This is a genomic window from Agromyces sp. NPDC055661, assembly GCF_053618135.1.
The window spans coordinates 2851480-2868424 of sequence record NZ_JBSHHC010000001.1 but is presented as its reverse complement, the minus strand read 5'-3'; the positions used below and the strand labels follow the sequence as shown (position 1 = coordinate 2868424).

Sequence of the window (16945 nt, the reverse complement as noted above, 5' to 3'; positions counted from 1 at the left end):
CTCAGCCCTGCAGCGGCAGGATCTCCGAGAGCTCGAGGTCGTCGGGTGACTCCAGCTGCTCGTACGTGCAGCTCTCGGGGGTGCGGTCGGTGCGCCACCGGCGGAACTGCGCCGTGTGCCGGAACCGGTCGCCCTCCATCTTCTCGTAGGCGACCTCGACCACGAGCTCGGGCCGCAGCGGCACGAACGAGAGGTTCTTGCCGGCGCTCCAGCGGCTCACCGCGCCCGGCATCCGCGTCGAGGCGTGCGCCTCCTGGTCGGCCCATTCGCCCCACGGATGCTGCGAGGGGTCGTCCGCGACGTACGGCTCGAGCTCGGCCACCAGCGACTTCCGCCTCGCCATCGGGAACGACGCCGCGACCCCGACGTGGTGCAACCGCCCGTCCTCGCCGTAGAGCCCGAGCAGCAACGACCCGATGATGCCGCCGGTCTTGTGCCAGCGGAAGCCGGCGACGACGCAGTCGGCCGTGCGCTCGTGCTTGACCTTGAACATCGTGCGCTTGTCGGGCTGGTAGGTGCCGTCGAGGGGCTTCGCCACCACGCCGTCGAGCCCGGCGCCCTCGAAGCGCACGAACCAGTCGCGCGCCTCGGCGAGATCGGCGGTGGCGGGCGTGAGGAAGACGGGGTCGGATGCCGCGGCGAGCGCCTCCTCGAGCCGCGTGCGCCGCTCGACGAACGGGCGGCCCATGAGGTCCTCGTCGCCGATCGCGAGCAGGTCGAAGCCGACGAACGACGCGGGCGTGCGCTCGGCGAGCATGCGCACGCGGCTGTCGGCGGGGTGGATCCGCTGCTGGAGGGCCTCGAAGTCGAGGCGCCCGTCGATCGCGAGGATGATCTCGCCGTCGACCACGCACCGCCCGGGCAGGTTCTCGCGCAGCGCCTCGACGAGCTCGGGGAAGTACCGCGTCATCGGCCGCTCGTTGCGGCTGCCGAGCTCGATCTCGTCGCCGTCCTTGAACACGATCGTGCGGAACCCGTCCCACTTGGGCTCCACGTGGCCCACGTCGGGGATCTCCTTCACGGACTTCGACAGCATGGGAGCAACGGGCGGCATCACCGGGAGGTCCATCCGTCCATCATGGTGGCGGCGGCGCCGTTCCGCACCCGCCGAGCGACCGTGGACGCGAGGAGGCCTCGGGTAGCACCGCCCTCCGACAGGGTCAATCCCCTGCCGCTGGTGAGCGCCGCCGACGTACCGTCGGAATCGGCCGGTCCCGTGGGGGAGGTCGGCCGAGCGAGCGAGCGAGGAGCCATGATGAGCGACCCGAACCCTACCGACCCGAGCGCGGCCGACGAACTCGACGAGGCGGTCGACGCCGCCGAGCAGCACCAGCGGGCCGAGGAGGACGCCGACGCCGACGAGCACGTCGTCGTGCGCGACCCCGACACCGGCCACGTGGCCGAGGAGCCGGCGCAATGAGCGCCATCGTCGACCAGCCGGCCCACGACGACCGGCCGAAACCCCGGCACGGCCTCCCGCCGATCGGCATCTGGTGGCCCATGCTCGAGCGTCCGCTGCAGCGCGAGGTGCTCGAGAACCTCCACGCGCCCCTGCGCGCCTACGTCGTGCGCCGCATCTTCGAACTCTGCGAGCTCGAGGACGAGCCGCTCCCCCGGGGCGACCTCCGGCTGGGCTCGAACGAGCGGGCCTACATCGCCGGCTGGGTGCACGCCGTCGACTGGACCTGACCAGCGCACGTCGGCGCGTCGGATGCCCCGCGGCCCTCGCTGCACGGCACACTCCTGTCGTGGGCACGGACCGGGGGGCCTCCGCCGAGGAGTACGGGCGCGACAGCGTCGAGTTCTCCCGCGCGATCGCGTTCTTCGACGCGGTGTACGCGTTCGCCGTGACGCTGCTCGTGGTGAACATCGACCCGCCCGCGGCATCCGATTGGACGAGCCTCTCGAAGCTGATGAGCAGCGGGCTCGAATGGCAGCTCCTCGGCTTCGGGATCAGCTTCGTGGTGATCGCCGTCTTCTGGCGGGTCAACCACCGCCTCGTCGCCGGGTTCCGCGGATTCAGTCCGGCGACGATCGTCGCGAACCTCGTGGCCATCGCGTTCGTCGTGCTCATCCCGTTCACGACCCAGGGCATCGCCGACCTCGAGACCTCGGCCGAGCCGCTGGCCATCGCGCTCTACGCCGTGAACATCTCCTGCGCCGTGCTCGCGCAGTCGGTCGTGTTCTACGTGGCCCGCCATGACGGCATGATCGCGGACCCCCTGCCGCGCCGGGCCGACCACATCCGGTTCCTCAACACGCTCACGACGCCCGCGGTCTTCCTCCTGTCGATCCCGATCGCCTACGCCTGGGGTGCGGATGCCGCGCGCTGGAGCTGGGCGCTGCTGTTCATCATCGGACCCATCAGCGGCTCGCTCTCCGAGCGCGCGGTCGCGAGGGTCGTCGCCGAGGCGGCGAACACGCCGGAACGTTCCTGATCGCGAGGGCTCAAGTCAAGACCCTCCCGCGATTCCGTGGCGGCGGAGAGGATGATCCGGCCCGGCTCGCAGCGCACCACCCGCGCACCACCCTTCGCCGGCGCGCGGAACGGAGTGCCCATGGGCTCGCTGGTGTACGACGATGACCATGCGGCGGAGTTCGACGACCGGACCCTCGCCCACCTGCAGGTCATCATCGTGAACAAGCTGCGACGCCTCGAGAGCTTCCCGTTCACCTGGAGCGACGACCGTCGGGCGATGACGGTCTGGATCAGCCCGGCGACGCCGATCGCCTTCGTCTTCCACGGCAACCGGCGACCGAAGCTCAATCGTGCCTGGCTCGAGGAGCTGGCCCTCGTGGCGAGCTCGTCGGGCGGGCTCGTCGTCGTGCCCGAGCCGCCGATCCCGATCGACGAGGCGTCGAACGGCGACTGAGGGCCCCCGGACAGCTCCACGCCACCCGTTCGAGGGCCGGTGGCATGGGAATTCGCTCCGAACGCTCGCACCCCGGCCGCCTTCGGCGTAGGTTTGCGTTATATCGCGTCATGGCGTCGCGTTATATCGCGTCCTATGCTCGCGATCACCGAATCGAAGGTGCTCACGAAGGCGGACCCATGGAGCTCAATCACGACGCACGGCGCACCACGAGGAACCGGCGGGGGTGGTCGGCATGACCGGCCTCGAATGGGTGCTCGCCGCACTCGGGATCGTCATCCTGATGGGCGTCCTCACCATCGTCGCCGTCGTCCTCGTCATCCGGGCGGTGTTCCGGCGCATCCGCGACAACCGGCGGGTCAGCGGCGCCACGTTGCGGACCCGCGCGCAGTTCAGCCGAGGACCGCAGCGCACGATCCTCGCCCTGCGCGTGCGGCTCGGCGACCTCCTCGCCAGCGGGCAGGCGGCGGTCGACCTGGCGGCGCAGGGCGCCGGGCCGCGCGGCGAGCTCCCCCGGCTCTTCACGCGCATCCGGCAGGAGGGCGTCGCGCTCGACGCGCAGCTGGGCCTCCTCGAGAGCGAGACCGACCAGGGCGTGCTCGCCGCGGAGGTGCCCGCCGCCCGGTACCGCGTCGACCAGGTCGCCGTGCTCGTGCGCCACCTGCGTGCCGCCGTGGCATCCGGGCTGACCGGACCGAGCGACGACGCCCTGACCACGCTGCGCGCCGACATGGACCGCGAGGTCGCCGCACTGCACGCCGGCATCGAGGAGCTGCACGCGCTCAACCGGCCCGACGCCCACCGACCCATCGCTTCCACCGTCAGAGAGAAGGAGACCCCATCATGAGCAACACCGCACGGATGCGCACCATCTTCCGGAGCAAGACCTCCAAGGCGATCGACCGCATGGAGGATCCTCGCGAGACGCTCGACGACAACTACGAGCAGCAGGTGAAGCTCCTGCAGCAGGTGCGCCAGGCGGTCGCCGAGGTCGCGACCGCGAAGAAGCGCATCGAGCTGCAGGGGCAGGAGATGGGCGAGCGCTACGCACGCCTCGGCGCCCAGGCGAACGAGGCCGTCGCGCAGGGGCGCGAGGACCTGGCACGGGCCGCCCTCGAACGCCGCTCACTGCTCCAAGGGCAGGTCGCGAAGCTGCAGGACCAGTACTCGTCGCTCCAGCAGCAGACGGCGCAGCTGCAGGACCGCGAACGCCGGCTCTCCGAGCAGATCGCCGCCTTCCGCATCGAGAAGGAGACCATCAAGGCCACCTACACCGCGTCCGAGGCGCAGGTGCGCGCGAACGAGGCGGTCGCCGGACTCGGCGCCAGCATCCACGACGTCGGCACGAGCCTCGACCGGGCGCGCGACCGCGTCGCCCAGATGCAGGCGCGCGCGCAGGCCACGGACGAGCTGCTCGCGAGCGGTGCGCTCAAGGACCTGACGGCGGCACCCGACGCCGACATCGAGCGCCAGCTCTCGGTCATCGCCGCGCAGGCCGAGGTCGAGCGTCAGCTCGAGGTGATGCGCGGCGGCGGCTCGCCCGACGTCACGGGTTCCGAGCGGCGCGGCGGACCCGACGCGTGGCTGAGCATCGGGCAGGGGTGAGGCGATCGCGCGGTGCCCCTGGAGGGACTCGAACCCCCAACCCTCTCCTTAGGACGGAGCTGCTCTTCCATTGAGCTACAGAGGCTGACCGCACGAGTCTACCGGCTCGGGTAGCGTGTCCAGCGGTGCGCGAGGCGCCCGCGGACGCGGCACGGCCGCAGGAGGAGCGACCATGTCGGCAGCGGAGACCACGAGGTTCTGGGTGGGCGCGTCCACGGCGGGAGCACTCGGATCCGCGGCGCGCGGCATCCGCCCGCTCGACGTCGCGGCCGACGGCTCGACGATCCTCGGCGAGCCGGTCGACGTCGGTGCCAACCCGATGTTCCTCGCCGTGTCCGCCGCGACGGGGGTGCTCGCGATCGTGCACGAGGTCGCCGAGGGCGCCGTGTCCACGTGGACCCTCGAGGGCGTCGGCGTGCTCCCCTTCGGCCTGCCTGGGGCGACGGAAGCGGCAGACCCCTGCCATGTCGCATTCGACGAATCGGGCGCGTGGGCGTTCGCGGCGAACTACTCGGGCGGGCGGCTCACGGCCCACCCCGTGGGACCGGACGTCGCGGCGTCGGCCGTGTTCTCGATCGCCTTCGCGGGGTCGGGACCGAACGCCGAGCGCCAGTCGTCACCCCATCCGCACCAGGCCGTGGTCGACGCTGAGCGCGGCCGGCTGCTCGTGCCCGACCTCGGCTCCGACCGGATCCGCGTGCTCGTGCTGGGCGGGCTGCCCGCAGAACTGCCGCACGACGAGGCCGACGACGTGGTGCTCCACGCGGGCGCCGGTCCGCGTCACCTCGTGATCGCCGGCGACGTCGCGATCGTCGCGAACGAGCTCGATCGCACCGCGAGCGTGGTCGACCTCGTCGAGGGCCGGGAGCTCGCGGCGTTCCCGGTCGACGAGCGCGTCGGAGGGCGCGGACTCGGCCTCTCGGCGATCCGCCTCACGCGCGCGGGCACGGTGCTCGTCGGCGACCGTGATGCGGACGCTCTCGTCGCCCTGCGCTTCGACCCCGTCGCGCGGACGCTCGAGCACGCGGCATCCGTGCCCACGGGCGGACGCCATCCGCGGGACCTGCACGTCACGCACGACGAGCGGCACGCGCTCGTGGCCGACCAGCAGTCGGACTCGATCGCGGTGGTGCGCCTGGAGGACGGCGTGCCCACCGAGGTCGTCGGCACCGTCGGCACGCCGGCGCCCGCGTGCCTCGCACGCGTTCCCTGAGGCCTGCGCCGGAAGCGGCGCGTCAGCCGAGGAGCGTGGGCGTCAGTTGTAACCCAGGACGACGATCGCGGAGGTCGTGGGCGCGAGCTCGTCGACGAACCCGATCTCCTCGAGTCGTGCCTCGTCCAAGGGCTGCGTCATCGCCGTCACCTGCTCCTCCGTGGAATGAGGTCCCACGTTACGGGAGTGGTGCGGCACGGGTCACTGTCCGAGTCGTCCAAGGTTGCATGGCGTTTTCGCCATTGCGTCCACAATCGGCGGACCCTACCGCGGGTCAGACGGGCGGGTAGAGGTAGATCGCCGACCCGTTGGGGATGGTGCGCACGTGGTAGGAGTGGTCGCTGTTCTGGTTGTACTCCTCGATCGTGACCGTGCCGTCGCCGTTCACCGCCTGCACGTAGGCCACGTGGTTGTACGGGAACCACGCGACCGAACCCACGATCGGATCGCTGCTCGTGGCCCAGCCGTGGCGGACCCACTCGTCGGCCCAGGCATAGGCGCTGCCCGAGGCGAGGTTGCCCCAGTCCCACTTCCACGGTGCGCTCGTCACGCCCGCGTCGCGGTTGAGGCGCCACGCCACGAAGTCGACGCACTCCCGGTAGTAGTACCTGAGCGGCGAAAGACCCCCGCCGTAGTCGTCGGGGGTCTCGTTCCACCAGGGGTAGTCGTCGCCTTCGGCCTGCTGGGCGGGCGTGTAGTACGCCCCCGAGCGGTTGAGCTGAGCGCCGTACGCCGCACGCTCAGCCTCGGCCGCGGCAGCGTCGATCTCGGCCTTCGTCGTGACCGAGTAGGCGTCGCTCGACAGAGGCTTGCCGCTCGCGAGCGCCGACACGTCGACGTTCTGCGCCTCGGCCCTCGCCAGGCTGAACGCACCGGATGCCTCGAACCCGCCGCCCGGGATCATCGCGTAGGCGGGCAGCGCCACCGTGCCCACGATCGCCGGCACGACGAGGACCGTCGCGAACACGCGCGCGGGCCCGTTGCGGCGGGGCGCGCGGGGTGCGGCCACGACGTCGCGAGCCGGGCCGGCGGATGCCGCGACGTCACGGGACGCGGGTGCGGCGGCCGCGACATCCGCTCGGGCCGCTCGGGCGCGACGGCCCGGCTTCGGCGCGGTGCGACGTGCGCGGCCGCGGTCGGCCGCTCGGCGCTCGGAGCGTGTGAGCTCGGGGGCGTCGTTCTCGTCACCGTGCAACAGTCGGACCTCCGGGTCCCGTCGGAGGCCGCAGTGCAGCCCGGAACGGGGTGGCTTCATCGGGAGCGCCGGAGGTCAGGGGTCTCCGGACTCGTTCCACCATAGGGCACGGGCGCAGGGAAGTCACGGACCGTTCAGGCGGCCGTGGCGAGGTACTCGTCCCACTGCGGAAGCGGCCGCTCGAACCCGCGCACGACCCAGCTGCGGCCCTGCGGCATCCCCGGCGTGAAGCGCAGCTGCCAGCCCATCTCGGCCGGCGTGTGGTCGCCCTTGGTGTTGTTGCAGCGCAGGCAGCAGGCGACGAGGTTCTCCCACGTGTCCCGGCCGCCGCGCGATCTCGGGAGCACGTGGTCGATCGTGGCCGCCGAGCGCGCGCAGTACGCGCACCGGTGCTCGTCGCGTCGCAGCACCCCGCGCCGGCTCACCGGCACCGCGTGCACCCGGGGTGTTCGCACGTAGCGGGTGAGCAGGATGACGCTGGGGCGCTCCCACGAACCGCTCGTCGCGTACACCGGATTGCCCTCTTCGTGGAGGAGCACGGTGGCCTTCTGGTTCATGACCAGGAGCAGGGCGCGCTTGAACGAGACGACGGCGAGGGGCTCATAGCCCGCGTTGAGCACGAGTGTGCGCATGGGGTGCCTTTCGATCGGGGCTGGATGGCTTCCAGCCGCGTGAACGGATCGACGACGAGCGCGCGTCGTGGCGCACCGGAGGGAGTGGTGCCGTCGCCGCGACCAGGGGCCGAAAACGCAGAACGGGCACCGTCGTGAAGACAGTGCCCGTCGGCGTGGTCGCCCGGATCGTGGTCGGCTGACTGCTGTGCCGTTGGTGGAACTGCGCGCGCGCATCCGTGGAATGGATGCTGCGCGTCGCGACCATCGGCTCTCCCCTGCCCGGTTCTCGGATCGTCAGGGTTCAAGGGTAAGGCACGAATGGCGTGCCGGGTCCTCCCGGCACGCCATTCACAGCTCGCGTCACGCGATGTTCACATCTCAGATGCGCACGATGTAGTAGTCGCTGGTCCAGATCGGCTGGATCCGCACCGAGGTGCCCTCGTACGGTGCGTGCAGGATCTGGCCGTTGCCCGCGTAGAAGCCGATGTGCCCGTCCATCACCACGAGGTCCCCCGGGACGGCCTGGGACTCGGGGATCTGGGTGCCGGCTGCGCCCTGGGCGGAGGACGAATGGGGCAGGCTGATGCCGAACTGTGCGTAGACGTACTGGACGAGGCCCGAGCAGTCGAAGCCGGCCGGCGTCGCACCGCCGTACACGTAGGGCACGCCGAGGTACTGCTGCGCGACCGAGTACAGGCTGGCGGGGTCGGCCGAGCCGTACACCGGAGCCGCGGCCAGCTCCTCGGCGGAGAGTCCGGAGTACGCCGCTGCGTAGGCGGCCATCTGGGCCTCGGCCGCCACGCGGGCGGCCTCCGCCTCCTCGGCGGCGCGGATCTCCTCGCCGGTGGTGACGGAGAACGTGTCCTTCGACGCCTGGGCGACGGCGACGTCGTCGGTCACCTCGATCGTCTGGGCCTGCGCCTTGGTGAGCGAGGTCTCGGCGGTCGTGCCGAACTGCGGGCCCTGCGAGCCGGGGGCCATGGCATAGGCCGGGATCGCGAGCGTGCCGACGATGCCGGCGGCCACGGTCATGACCACGACGTTCGCGACACCGCCGCGCCGCAGGCGGCGGGTGGTCGAGGGGAGCGGCGCCGCGGAGACCTGCTCAGCGAGGTCGGTTGATCGGGGGGCCGGGGCCTTGGGTGCGGCCTTCGCCGTCACGAGGGCCCTGCGAGCGCCGGTACGGGTGGCGCTTCGCCGGGAGATTCGAGCCAAAACGTGTCCTCCGCCGCCCCACGACCCGGGTTCCGGTCGTCCCACCTCGTGCGCACGCGGCGCGTCACGGGTTCTGCATCGAGCGGTGGGTGCCTGGGGGCGATCTCGATGCTGTTCCGCCGACCGGCTTCGTGCCGGCGAACCCGTTCGACGATACGCGACGATCGCCCGAATGTCACATTCTGATCACGGAGTGGCCGTGATCAGGGCTTATTCGGCGACGAAGATGTGGCCCGCGACCTCACTGGGCAGCTCGAGCCCGCCGTCGACACCGTCGACCTCGACGAGCACGTAGGGGCCGGCGGTGCTGAAGACCGCCTTGGCGCCGGGCACCACGCCGGCCTGCTTGAGCTGGGCGAGCAACTCGGGGTCGAACTGCACGGGCTCCCCGAGGCGCCGCACCACGCCACGCACGGGCTGGTCGCTCGCGGACACCGCGTCGAGCACGCGGACGACGCCCGACATGAACGGGTCGGCGGCCGGGACCCCGAGCTCCTCGAGCCCCGGGATCGGATTGCCGTACGGCGACTCGCGCGGCTGGCCGAGCAGCTCGATGAGGCGGCGCTCGACCTGCTCGCTCATCACGTGCTCCCAGCGGCATGCCTCGTCGTGGACGTATTCCCAGTCGAGGCCGATGACGTCGGCGAGCAGCCGCTCGGCGAGGCGGTGCTTGCGCATGACGTGCACGGCCTTGCTGCGCCCTTCGGGCGTGAGCTCGAGGTGGCGGTCGCCCGAGACGACCACGAGGCCGTCGCGCTCCATGCGCGCGACCGTCTGCGACACGGTGGGGCCGGAGTGGCCGAGGCGCTCGGAGATGCGGGCGCGCAGCGGCACGATGTTCTCCTCCTCGAGGTCGAGGATCGTGCGGAGGTACATCTCCGTCGTGTCGATGAGATCGGTCACCAGAAGCCCTCCCTGTCGCAGCCCGTCATCAAGCCTAGCGGCCACCGCCCCCTCGCTAGACTCGTCGCATGCCGAGCCTCGTCATCCCCAGCGACCTCCTGCCCGCCGACGGACGATTCGGCTGCGGGCCCTCGAAGGTCCGCCAGGAGCAGCTCGCGCACCTCGCCGCCGAAGGCCCCCGCCTGCTCGGAACGTCCCACCGCCAGGCTCCCGTGAAGGACCTCGTCGGCCGTGTCCGCACGGGCATCGCCGACCTCTTCTCGCTGCCCGAGGGCTACGAGGTCGTGCTCGGCAACGGCGGCTCCACCGCCTTCTGGGACGCCGCGGCATCCGGCCTCATCGACCGCCGGGCGCAGCTCTGCTCGTTCGGCGAGTTCGGCGCGAAGTTCGCCGCGGCCGCGGGTGCGCCGTGGCTCGAGGCGCCCGACGTGCGCAAGGCCGACGCGGGCACGCGTTCGAACCCCGAGCCCGTCGAGGGCGTCGACGTCTACGCGTGGCCGCACAACGAGACCTCCACGGGCGTCATGGCCCCGGTGCGCCGGGTCGCCGGCGACGCGGGGGCACTCACGGTGATCGACGCCACGAGCGCGGCCGGCGGCGTCGCGGTCGACCCCGCCGAGTTCGACGTCTACTACTTCGCGCCCCAGAAGAACTTCGCCTCCGACGGCGGACTCTGGTTCGCGCTCCTCTCCCCCGCCGCGATCGAGCGCGTCGAGCGCCTCGCCGCGAGCGACCGCTACATCCCCGAGTTCCTCTCGTTGAAGAACGCGGTCGACAACTCCCGCCTCAACCAGACGCTGAACACGCCGGCCCTCGCGACGCTGCTCCTGCTCGAGAGCCAGCTCGACTGGATGAACGGGTCGGGCGGCCTCGCCTGGGCCGACGCCCGCACCCGCGAGTCCTCTTCGGTGCTCTACGACTGGGCCGAGCGCACGCCGGTCGCGACGCCCTTCGTGACGGATGCCGCGGACCGCTCGCAGGTCGTCGTCACCATCGACTTCGACGAGTCGACGGATGCCGCGCGCATCGCGTCGATCCTCCGCGAGAACGGCATCGTCGACACGGAGCCCTACCGCAAGCTCGGCCGCAACCAGCTGCGCGTCGCGACGTTCACGGCCATCGAGCCCGACGACGTGCGCGCCCTCACGACGTCGATCGACTACGTGCTCGAGCGGATGGACTGAGTCCCGTGCGCCTCTGGCTGAACGAGTCGGAGCGGCGCCCCGATCCGGCGCCGGCACGGGCCGACGCGCGCAAGGCGGTGCTCGTCGGCACCATCGCGTGGCTCGTGGCGCTCGTCGTGTCGCTCGCCTTCCGCGCGCCGCTCGAGGCCGCCGGGCTCGGCTGGCTGCTGTGGGCGGCCCTCACCGGGCTCGTGCTCGGCGTGATCGGGCTCGTCGCGGTGCTGGTGGTCCGGCGGCGCGCCGCGCGTCAGGAGGCCGGCTCGGCCGGCTGATCCTCGGGGTCGTCTTCGTCGGCGTCGTCGGAGTCGTCGGAGTCCGCGTCCTCGTCGTCCGAGTCGTCGGTGTCCGCGTCGGCGTCCGAATCGTCGGAATCGTCGGTGTCCGCGTCCTCGTCGTCCGACTCGTCGGAGTCGTCGGAGTCGTCGAGCGCGTCGATGTCGATGCCGTCGAACTCGTCGTGCCCGTCGTCGTGGCCGAACGCGGCGTCGAGCTCGACGTCGTCGTCGAGGTCGGACTCGTCATCGTCGTCGTCCTCGTCGTCCTCGTCGAGATCCTCGTCGTCGGACTCGTCCTCGTTCTCGTCGCCCTCGTCGGGCTCGCCCTCGGCCTCGGACTCCTCGTCGTCTCCCGCCGCCTCGGCTGCGGCCGCGGCGGCCGCCTCCTGGGCGGCGCGGTACTCGGCGAGGCGCTCCGACCATGGGATCCACTCGGGCGCCAGCAGTGCGGCGTCACCGGGCATGAGCTCGGTCTCGAGCACGGTCGGCTCGGCGTCGTCGACGCGGGCGATCGTGACGCTCCAGCGCCAGCCGGGATACCCGGCGAGGTCGGCGGCGAAGAACAGCGTGAGCACGTGCTCGTCCTCGGCGACGTGGCTCACGACCGATCCGACGGTCTCGGGAGCGGTCACCTCGAGGAGCGCGCGTCGAGCGAGGTCGACCGCGTCGAGGAGGACGGCGTCGGGCTCGAACACCGGGGCGGGCGCCTCGGCCGGCGCCGCGGCATCCGTCGACTCGGCGGCCTCAGCGGCATCCGTCGACTCGGCCGCCTCAGCGGCATCCGTCGACTCGGCGGGCGCCGCGGCATCCGTCGAAACCGGCGTCTCGACCGCCTCGGTCTGCTCGGTCGGCTCAGGCATCAAGGTCGTCTGCCACCTTGCGCAGCACCGCTGCGACCGTGCGCGCCTTGGACTTGTCGGGGTAGCGGCCGCGGCGCAGGTCGGCGCCGATGCCGTCGAGCACCTTCACGACGTCCTCGACGATGATCGCCATGTCGTCGGCGGGCTTGCGGTTGATCTTGGTGAGGCTCACGGGCGCGTCGAGTACGCGCACCGAGAGCGCCTGCGCACCGCGCTTGCCCTCGGCGACGCCGAACTCGAGGCGGGTGCCGCTGCGCACGGTCGCGCCGGCGGGGAGGGCGGACGCGTGGAGGAAGACCTCCTGGCCGTCATCGGAGCTGATGAAGCCGAACCCCTTCTCCTCGTCGTAGAACTTGACCTTGCCGGTGGGCATCGTGTGAACCTCGCTCGCGTCGGAGGGCGCGCTGGACCGCGTCGCCGTGCTCCATCCAGTCTACGAGTCCTCGACCCCGAGGACCGTCCGCTGCCCTATTCTGGGAAAGTGAGCGATTCCGGTCCCGTGACCCAGCACCGTGCCGAGCGCGTCCTCGCGTACATGTTCGTCGCGATCGTGGGGCTCTCGATCCTCGCGTTCATCGCGGTCATGATCGGCACGGCCGTCGGGGCCGGCGAGAACGACGGCTTCAGCCAGGGCATCTGGCCCCTCGTGCTGACGCTCCCGCTGTTCGGGCTGCCCATCGCGTTCCTCCTCCTCATCGCGCTCCTCATCGTCAACGGCGTCCGTCGAGCCCGCGCCGGCCGAGCCGGATCGAGCTGACCGGCGGCCGATGCTCGAGCTCGCCGCACGACTCAGGGGGCTGCCGCGACCCGAACTCGCGTCGGCACTGCAGGCGCGCGAATTCGACGCCTCCGGCGTGCGCGACCTCTTCGACCTCGCCGAGGTGCTGCTCGCGCCCGACTCGGTCGACCATGCGCTGAGCCGCCTCGACCGGCGACACCTCGCCGTGCTCGCCGCGGCCTCCGAGGTGGCCGACGAGCACGGCGACTCCACGCTCGAGGCCGTCGGCGGCCGGCTGCAGGAGCTCGGGGCCACCGACGAGCTGGCGGATGCCGCGCCCGCCCTCGTCGACGAGCTGGCCGCGCTGCTGATCGTGGTGCACTCCGACGACCACGTGCACGTGCCCAACGCGGTCACGGGCCGCATCGCCATGCACACCCCGCGCGACATCCCGCCCGCCGACGAGCTCGCGGCGCCCGCGCCGCCCGTGCTCGTCGGGGTCGACGACATCGACCGGAGCCTGCTCGAGCGGCGCGCCGCCGAGACCGCGTACGCCACCGTCGCCGCGACGGCCGAGCTGCTCGCCGAGCTCGGCAACCAGCCCGCCCGCGAGCTCGCGAAGGGCGGCCTCGCGCTGCCCGACTCGAAGCGCCTCGCCGAGGTGAGCGGCGTCGCGCTCGAGTCGCTCCCCCGGCTCTTCCACCGCGCCGACGAGGCCGGCCTCGTGGTGCGCGACGGCGCGTTCTGGCTGGAGTCCGACCAGGGCGCGGAGTGGACCCAGCACAGCGCCGCTCGTCGCTGGCGGCGCCTCGCGGAGTGCTGGCGCGACCGCGTGCCCGCCCCGCTGCGCGAGCTCGTCGCCCGGCGCAGCGAGAACCTCACCGCCACCGACCTGCGCGATGACGTGCACTGGTTCTACCCGGCGGGCGGCCGCTGGATCGAGGACGGGCTCGACCGGCTCGTCGCCGAAGCCGAGGCGCTCGGGCTCGCGGTGGCGGGCGAGCCGATCGAACCGGGACGCCTCGTGCTCGCGGGCGACATCGACCGGGCCGCGCGAGCGCTCGCGGCGCACTTCCCCGCGCAGGTCGACAAGGTCTACCTGCAGCACGACCTCACGGTCGTGTCCCCCGGTCCGCTCGAGCCCGCGCTCGACGCCCGGCTGCGCGGGTTCGCCGACGTCGAGGGACGCGACCTGGCGTCGACCTACCGCATCAACGCGGCATCCGTGAACCGCGGCCTGGCCGCCGGGGAGTCGGCCGAGTCGATTCTCGAGTTCCTCGGCGGGCTCTCGCTCACGGGCATCCCGCAGCCGCTCGAGTACCTCGTGGCCGAGGCGTCGACGCGGTTCGGCTCGGTACGGGTTGCCGCAGCCGACGAGACGGATGTCCCGGCGCGGGCGTCCATCCGGTCCGACGACGAGCAGCTCGTGCGCACGCTCGCGGTCGACCAGTCGCTCACGTCGCTCGGGCTCCGGCAGACCGGGCCGCACCGCCTGCTCTCGCGGTTCACGCCCGACGTCGTGTTCTGGGCGCTCTCCGACGCGAAGTACCCGGTGGCCGCCGAGGACGCGAACGGCGACATCATCCGGTTGAAGCGCCACCGGCTCGCGCCGGCGCCGCCCCCGCCGCCGAAGACCGATCCGGTCGCCGCGATGCTCGACCGCGTGCTCGCGACGGGCGACGAGGGCGCGACCGAGCAGGCGTGGCTCGCGCGGCAGCTCGAGGCGGCGGCTCGCGCGAAGGAGACGCTCACCGTCACCGTGCGGATGCCCGGCGGCCAGACCGCCGACTACCTCCTCGCGCCCGCGAGCGTCGCCAACGGGCGGCTGCGCGCTCGCGACCGCAAGGCCGACATCGAGCGCACGCTGCCGCTGTCGGCGATCGCCGCGGTGTCGCCGGCGCCGACGAACGTCTAGGCGCGGCATCCGTGCACAGCGGCGTGACGGCCGTGCCTTCATGAAGCAGGCGTAGACTCGACGGTTATGTCAGACGGCCCCCTCATCGTGCAGAGCGACCGGACCGTGCTCCTCGAGGTCGCGCATCCCCTCGCCGAGGACGCCCGGCACGACCTCGCGGTCTTCGCCGAGCTCGAGCGCGCACCCGAGCACGTCCACACCTACCGCATCACGCGGCTCGGCCTGTGGAACGCACGGGCGGCCGGACACGACGCCGACGACATGCTCGGCACGCTCGAGCGCTACGCGAAGTTCCCGGTGCCGCAGACGGTGTCCGTCGACATGCGCGAGACCGTCGCGCGCTACGGTCGGCTCGTCGTCGACCGCACCGAGGACGGCGCCCTGCGCCTGCACAGCGACGACCTGGCGGTGCTCACCGAGATCGCGAACGCGAAGCGGATCGCGCCCCTCCTCACCGAGCGCCTCGACGACCAGAGCTTCCTCGTGGAGGCGTGGGCGCGCGGCCAGCTCAAGCAGGAGCTCGTCAAGCTCGGCTGGCCCGCCGAGGACCTCGCCGGCTACACGCCGGGCACCCCGCACGAGATCGACCTCGACCAGGACGGCTGGCACCTGCGCGACTACCAGCAGAAGGCCGTCGACAACTTCTTCGACGGCGGCTCGGGCGTCGTCGTCCTCCCCTGCGGCGCGGGCAAGACCCTCGTCGGCGCGGGCGCGATGGCGACCGCCAAGACCACGACCCTCATCCTCGTGACGAACACCGTCTCGGCGAGGCAGTGGCGCGACGAGCTCCTCAAGCGCACGAGCCTCACCGCCGACGAGATCGGCGAGTACTCGGGGCAGGTGAAGGAGGTCAAGCCCGTCACGATCGCGACGTACCAGATCCTCACCGCGAAGCGGAAGGGCGAGTACGCCCACCTCGCGCTGCTCGACGCGCTCGACTGGGGCCTCGTGATCTACGACGAGGTGCACCTGCTGCCGGCACCGGTGTTCAAGCTGACCGCCGAGCTCCAGGCCCGCCGCCGGCTCGGCCTCACCGCGACGCTCGTGCGCGAGGACGGCCGCGAGGGCGACGTCTTCTCGCTCATCGGTCCAAAGCGGTTCGACGCCCCGTGGAAGGAGATCGAGGCCCAGGGCTTCATCTCTCCCGCGGCCTGCTACGAGGTGCGCATCGACCTGCCGCAGTCCGAGCGGCTCGCGTACGCGGCATCCGCCGACGACGAGCGCTACCGGCTCGCCGCCACCGCGCCCGCGAAGCTCGACGTGGTCCGGCAGCTCGTGGCACGCCACGAGGGCGAGCGCATCCTCGTGATCGGCCAGTACCTCGACCAGATCGACGAGCTCGCCGAGGCGCTCGACGCCCCGCAGCTCACCGGCGCGACGCCGGTCGACGAGCGCGAGCGCCTGTTCCAGGAGTTCCGCGACGGGCGCACGCCCGTGCTGGTGGTGTCGAAGGTCGCGAACTTCTCGGTCGACCTCCCCGAGGCGACGGTCGCCATCCAGGTGTCGGGATCGTTCGGCTCGCGACAGGAGGAGGCCCAGCGCCTCGGCCGCCTGCTGCGCCCGAAGGAGTCGGGCCTCTCCGCGAACTTCTACACGCTCGTCGCCCGCGACACCGTCGACCAGGACTTCGCGCAGAACCGCCAGCGGTTCCTCGCCGAGCAGGGCTACAGCTACACGATCCTCGACGCGCACGCCATCGCGGCCTGATCGCCGTCGTCGGGGGTTCCTCGTAGGCTCGCACCAGTTGTGGATCGCGGACCGTTCGAGGAGGAACCCCATGTCCATCGTCACGTGCGACATCTCCGTCTCCATGGACGGCTATTCCGCCGGCACCGACCAGAGCCTCGAGCAGCCGCTCGGCGACATCGACGAGACGTGGCTCCACGCCTGGATGTTCGACGGGGCCGACGAGAACCAGGCCGAGGTCGACGCCATCGTCGACGCCGGCGCGTTCATCATGGGCCGCAACATGTTCGGGCCCGACCGCGGCGAGTGGGACCTCGACTGGAAGGGCTGGTGGGGCGACGACCCGCCCTACCACGGGCCCGTGTTCGTGCTCGCCCACCGCGATCGCGAGCCCGTCGCGATGGACGGCGGCACCACGTTCCACTTCGTGACCGACGGCGTCCCCGCGGCGCTCGAGCGGGCACGCGCCGCGGCGGGCCACCGCAACGTCGCCGTCGCCGGGGGCGCATCGACCGTGAACCAGTTCCTCGCCGCCGGCATCATCGACGAGCTCCGCGTGCACGTGACCCCGGTCATCCTCGGCGCCGGCGAGCGCCTCTTCGAGGGCGTGCCGCGGCAGCGGTTCGAGCAGGTGTCGGCGCGCGGCACGTCGCTCGTGACGCACCTCGTCTACCGTCCGGTGCGTTGAC

General features: G+C 72.0%; 20 protein-coding genes and 1 tRNA gene. 13 read left to right on the top strand and 8 right to left on the bottom strand.

What is annotated here, in order from left to right; genetic code table 11:
* Position 1: 1 nt before the first annotated feature.
* Entirely contained in the window at positions 2–1069 is a 1068-nt protein-coding gene (locus ACWGO8_RS13320; protein WP_452043471.1) for an ATP-dependent DNA ligase, read from the bottom strand.
* A 186-nt stretch (positions 1070–1255) separates the two neighbouring features.
* Between ACWGO8_RS13320 and ACWGO8_RS13315 the strand changes: the two genes are divergently transcribed.
* The 6 genes from ACWGO8_RS13315 (at position 1256) to ACWGO8_RS13290 (ending at position 4478) form a co-directional block, all read left to right on the top strand.
* Positions 1256–1420 carry a hypothetical protein gene (locus ACWGO8_RS13315; protein WP_452043470.1) on the top strand — a complete coding sequence of 55 codons (165 nt, stop codon included), beginning with the start codon at positions 1256–1258 and terminating at the stop codon, positions 1418–1420.
* Positions 1417–1689, top strand: a complete 273-nt coding sequence (locus tag ACWGO8_RS13310; RefSeq protein ID WP_452043469.1) for a hypothetical protein — start codon at positions 1417–1419, stop codon at positions 1687–1689. Before ACWGO8_RS13315 ends, ACWGO8_RS13310 begins: the two co-directional genes overlap by 4 nt.
* Before the next feature lie 59 nt (positions 1690–1748).
* Entirely contained in the window at positions 1749–2438 is a 690-nt protein-coding gene (locus tag ACWGO8_RS13305) for a TMEM175 family protein (protein ID WP_452043468.1), read from the top strand.
* A gap of 120 nt (positions 2439–2558) precedes the next feature.
* Positions 2559–2873 carry a DUF7882 family protein gene (locus ACWGO8_RS13300; protein ID WP_452043467.1) on the top strand — a complete coding sequence of 105 codons (315 nt, stop codon included), beginning with the start codon at positions 2559–2561 and terminating at the stop codon, positions 2871–2873.
* A 235-nt stretch (positions 2874–3108) separates the two neighbouring features.
* Positions 3109–3720, top strand: coding sequence for a hypothetical protein (locus tag ACWGO8_RS13295; RefSeq protein ID WP_452043466.1), 612 nt, complete (start codon positions 3109–3111; stop codon positions 3718–3720).
* Positions 3717–4478, top strand: a complete 762-nt coding sequence (locus ACWGO8_RS13290) for a PspA/IM30 family protein (RefSeq protein WP_452043465.1) — start codon at positions 3717–3719, stop codon at positions 4476–4478. Before ACWGO8_RS13295 ends, ACWGO8_RS13290 begins: the two co-directional genes overlap by 4 nt.
* Before the next feature lie 13 nt (positions 4479–4491).
* Here ACWGO8_RS13290 and ACWGO8_RS13285 read toward each other — a convergent pair.
* Positions 4492–4563: transfer RNA gene (locus ACWGO8_RS13285), tRNA-Arg, on the bottom strand.
* Positions 4564–4650: 87 nt separating this feature from the next.
* Between ACWGO8_RS13285 and ACWGO8_RS13280 the strand changes: the two genes are divergently transcribed.
* Complete coding sequence (locus tag ACWGO8_RS13280) at positions 4651–5691, top strand: lactonase family protein (protein ID WP_452043464.1); 1041 nt, start codon at positions 4651–4653, stop codon at positions 5689–5691.
* Positions 5692–5965: 274 nt separating this feature from the next.
* Here the strand turns inward: ACWGO8_RS13280 and ACWGO8_RS13275 are convergent, their stop codons facing one another.
* The 4 genes from ACWGO8_RS13275 to ACWGO8_RS13260 form a co-directional block, all read right to left on the bottom strand.
* Positions 5966–6886, bottom strand: coding sequence for a CHAP domain-containing protein (locus tag ACWGO8_RS13275; RefSeq protein WP_452043463.1), 921 nt, complete (start codon positions 6884–6886; stop codon positions 5966–5968).
* 134 nt (positions 6887–7020) lie between these two features.
* A complete protein-coding gene (locus ACWGO8_RS13270; RefSeq protein WP_376954223.1) occupies positions 7021–7518 on the bottom strand; it encodes an HNH endonuclease in 498 nt (165 codons plus the stop codon).
* Positions 7519–7878: 360 nt separating this feature from the next.
* A complete protein-coding gene (locus ACWGO8_RS13265; RefSeq protein ID WP_452043462.1) occupies positions 7879–8661 on the bottom strand; it encodes a C40 family peptidase in 783 nt (260 codons plus the stop codon).
* 264 nt (positions 8662–8925) lie between these two features.
* Entirely contained in the window at positions 8926–9618 is a 693-nt protein-coding gene (locus ACWGO8_RS13260) for a metal-dependent transcriptional regulator (protein WP_376954221.1), read from the bottom strand.
* A gap of 68 nt (positions 9619–9686) precedes the next feature.
* On the opposite strand from ACWGO8_RS13260, the gene serC reads away from it, so the two are divergent.
* Both serC and ACWGO8_RS13250 read left to right on the top strand, forming a co-directional pair.
* On the top strand, positions 9687–10802 hold the full coding sequence (gene serC / locus ACWGO8_RS13255) for a phosphoserine transaminase (RefSeq protein ID WP_452043461.1): 1116 nt from the start codon (positions 9687–9689) through the stop codon (positions 10800–10802).
* 5 nt (positions 10803–10807) lie between these two features.
* Positions 10808–11074, top strand: coding sequence for a DUF2530 domain-containing protein (locus tag ACWGO8_RS13250; RefSeq protein WP_452043460.1), 267 nt, complete (start codon positions 10808–10810; stop codon positions 11072–11074).
* On the opposite strand, the gene ACWGO8_RS13245 is transcribed toward ACWGO8_RS13250, so the two are convergent.
* Together ACWGO8_RS13245 and ACWGO8_RS13240 are read right to left on the bottom strand one after the other, a co-directional pair.
* A complete protein-coding gene (locus tag ACWGO8_RS13245) occupies positions 11050–11937 on the bottom strand; it encodes a DUF3027 domain-containing protein (RefSeq protein WP_452043459.1) in 888 nt (295 codons plus the stop codon). The genes ACWGO8_RS13250 and ACWGO8_RS13245 overlap by 25 nt on opposite strands.
* Positions 11930–12310 carry a cold-shock protein gene (locus ACWGO8_RS13240; protein WP_148733984.1) on the bottom strand — a complete coding sequence of 127 codons (381 nt, stop codon included), beginning with the start codon at positions 12308–12310 and terminating at the stop codon, positions 11930–11932. The genes ACWGO8_RS13245 and ACWGO8_RS13240 overlap by 8 nt, the downstream gene beginning before the upstream one ends.
* A 108-nt stretch (positions 12311–12418) precedes the next feature.
* On the opposite strand from ACWGO8_RS13240, the gene ACWGO8_RS13235 reads away from it, so the two are divergent.
* The 4 genes from ACWGO8_RS13235 (at position 12419) to ACWGO8_RS13220 (ending at position 16944) form a co-directional block, all read left to right on the top strand.
* The gene (locus ACWGO8_RS13235) at positions 12419–12694 is read left to right on the top strand and encodes a multidrug ABC transporter ATPase (RefSeq protein ID WP_452043458.1); all 276 of its coding nucleotides are present in this window, start codon (positions 12419–12421) and stop codon (positions 12692–12694) included.
* Positions 12695–12704: 10 nt separating this feature from the next.
* On the top strand, positions 12705–14570 hold the full coding sequence (locus ACWGO8_RS13230; RefSeq protein ID WP_452043457.1) for a helicase-associated domain-containing protein: 1866 nt from the start codon (positions 12705–12707) through the stop codon (positions 14568–14570).
* A gap of 66 nt (positions 14571–14636) precedes the next feature.
* Entirely contained in the window at positions 14637–16277 is a 1641-nt protein-coding gene (locus ACWGO8_RS13225) for a DNA repair helicase XPB (RefSeq protein WP_452043456.1), read from the top strand.
* A 70-nt stretch (positions 16278–16347) separates the two neighbouring features.
* Positions 16348–16944, top strand: a complete 597-nt coding sequence (locus ACWGO8_RS13220; RefSeq protein ID WP_452043455.1) for a dihydrofolate reductase family protein — start codon at positions 16348–16350, stop codon at positions 16942–16944.
* Position 16945 lies beyond the last annotated feature (1 nt).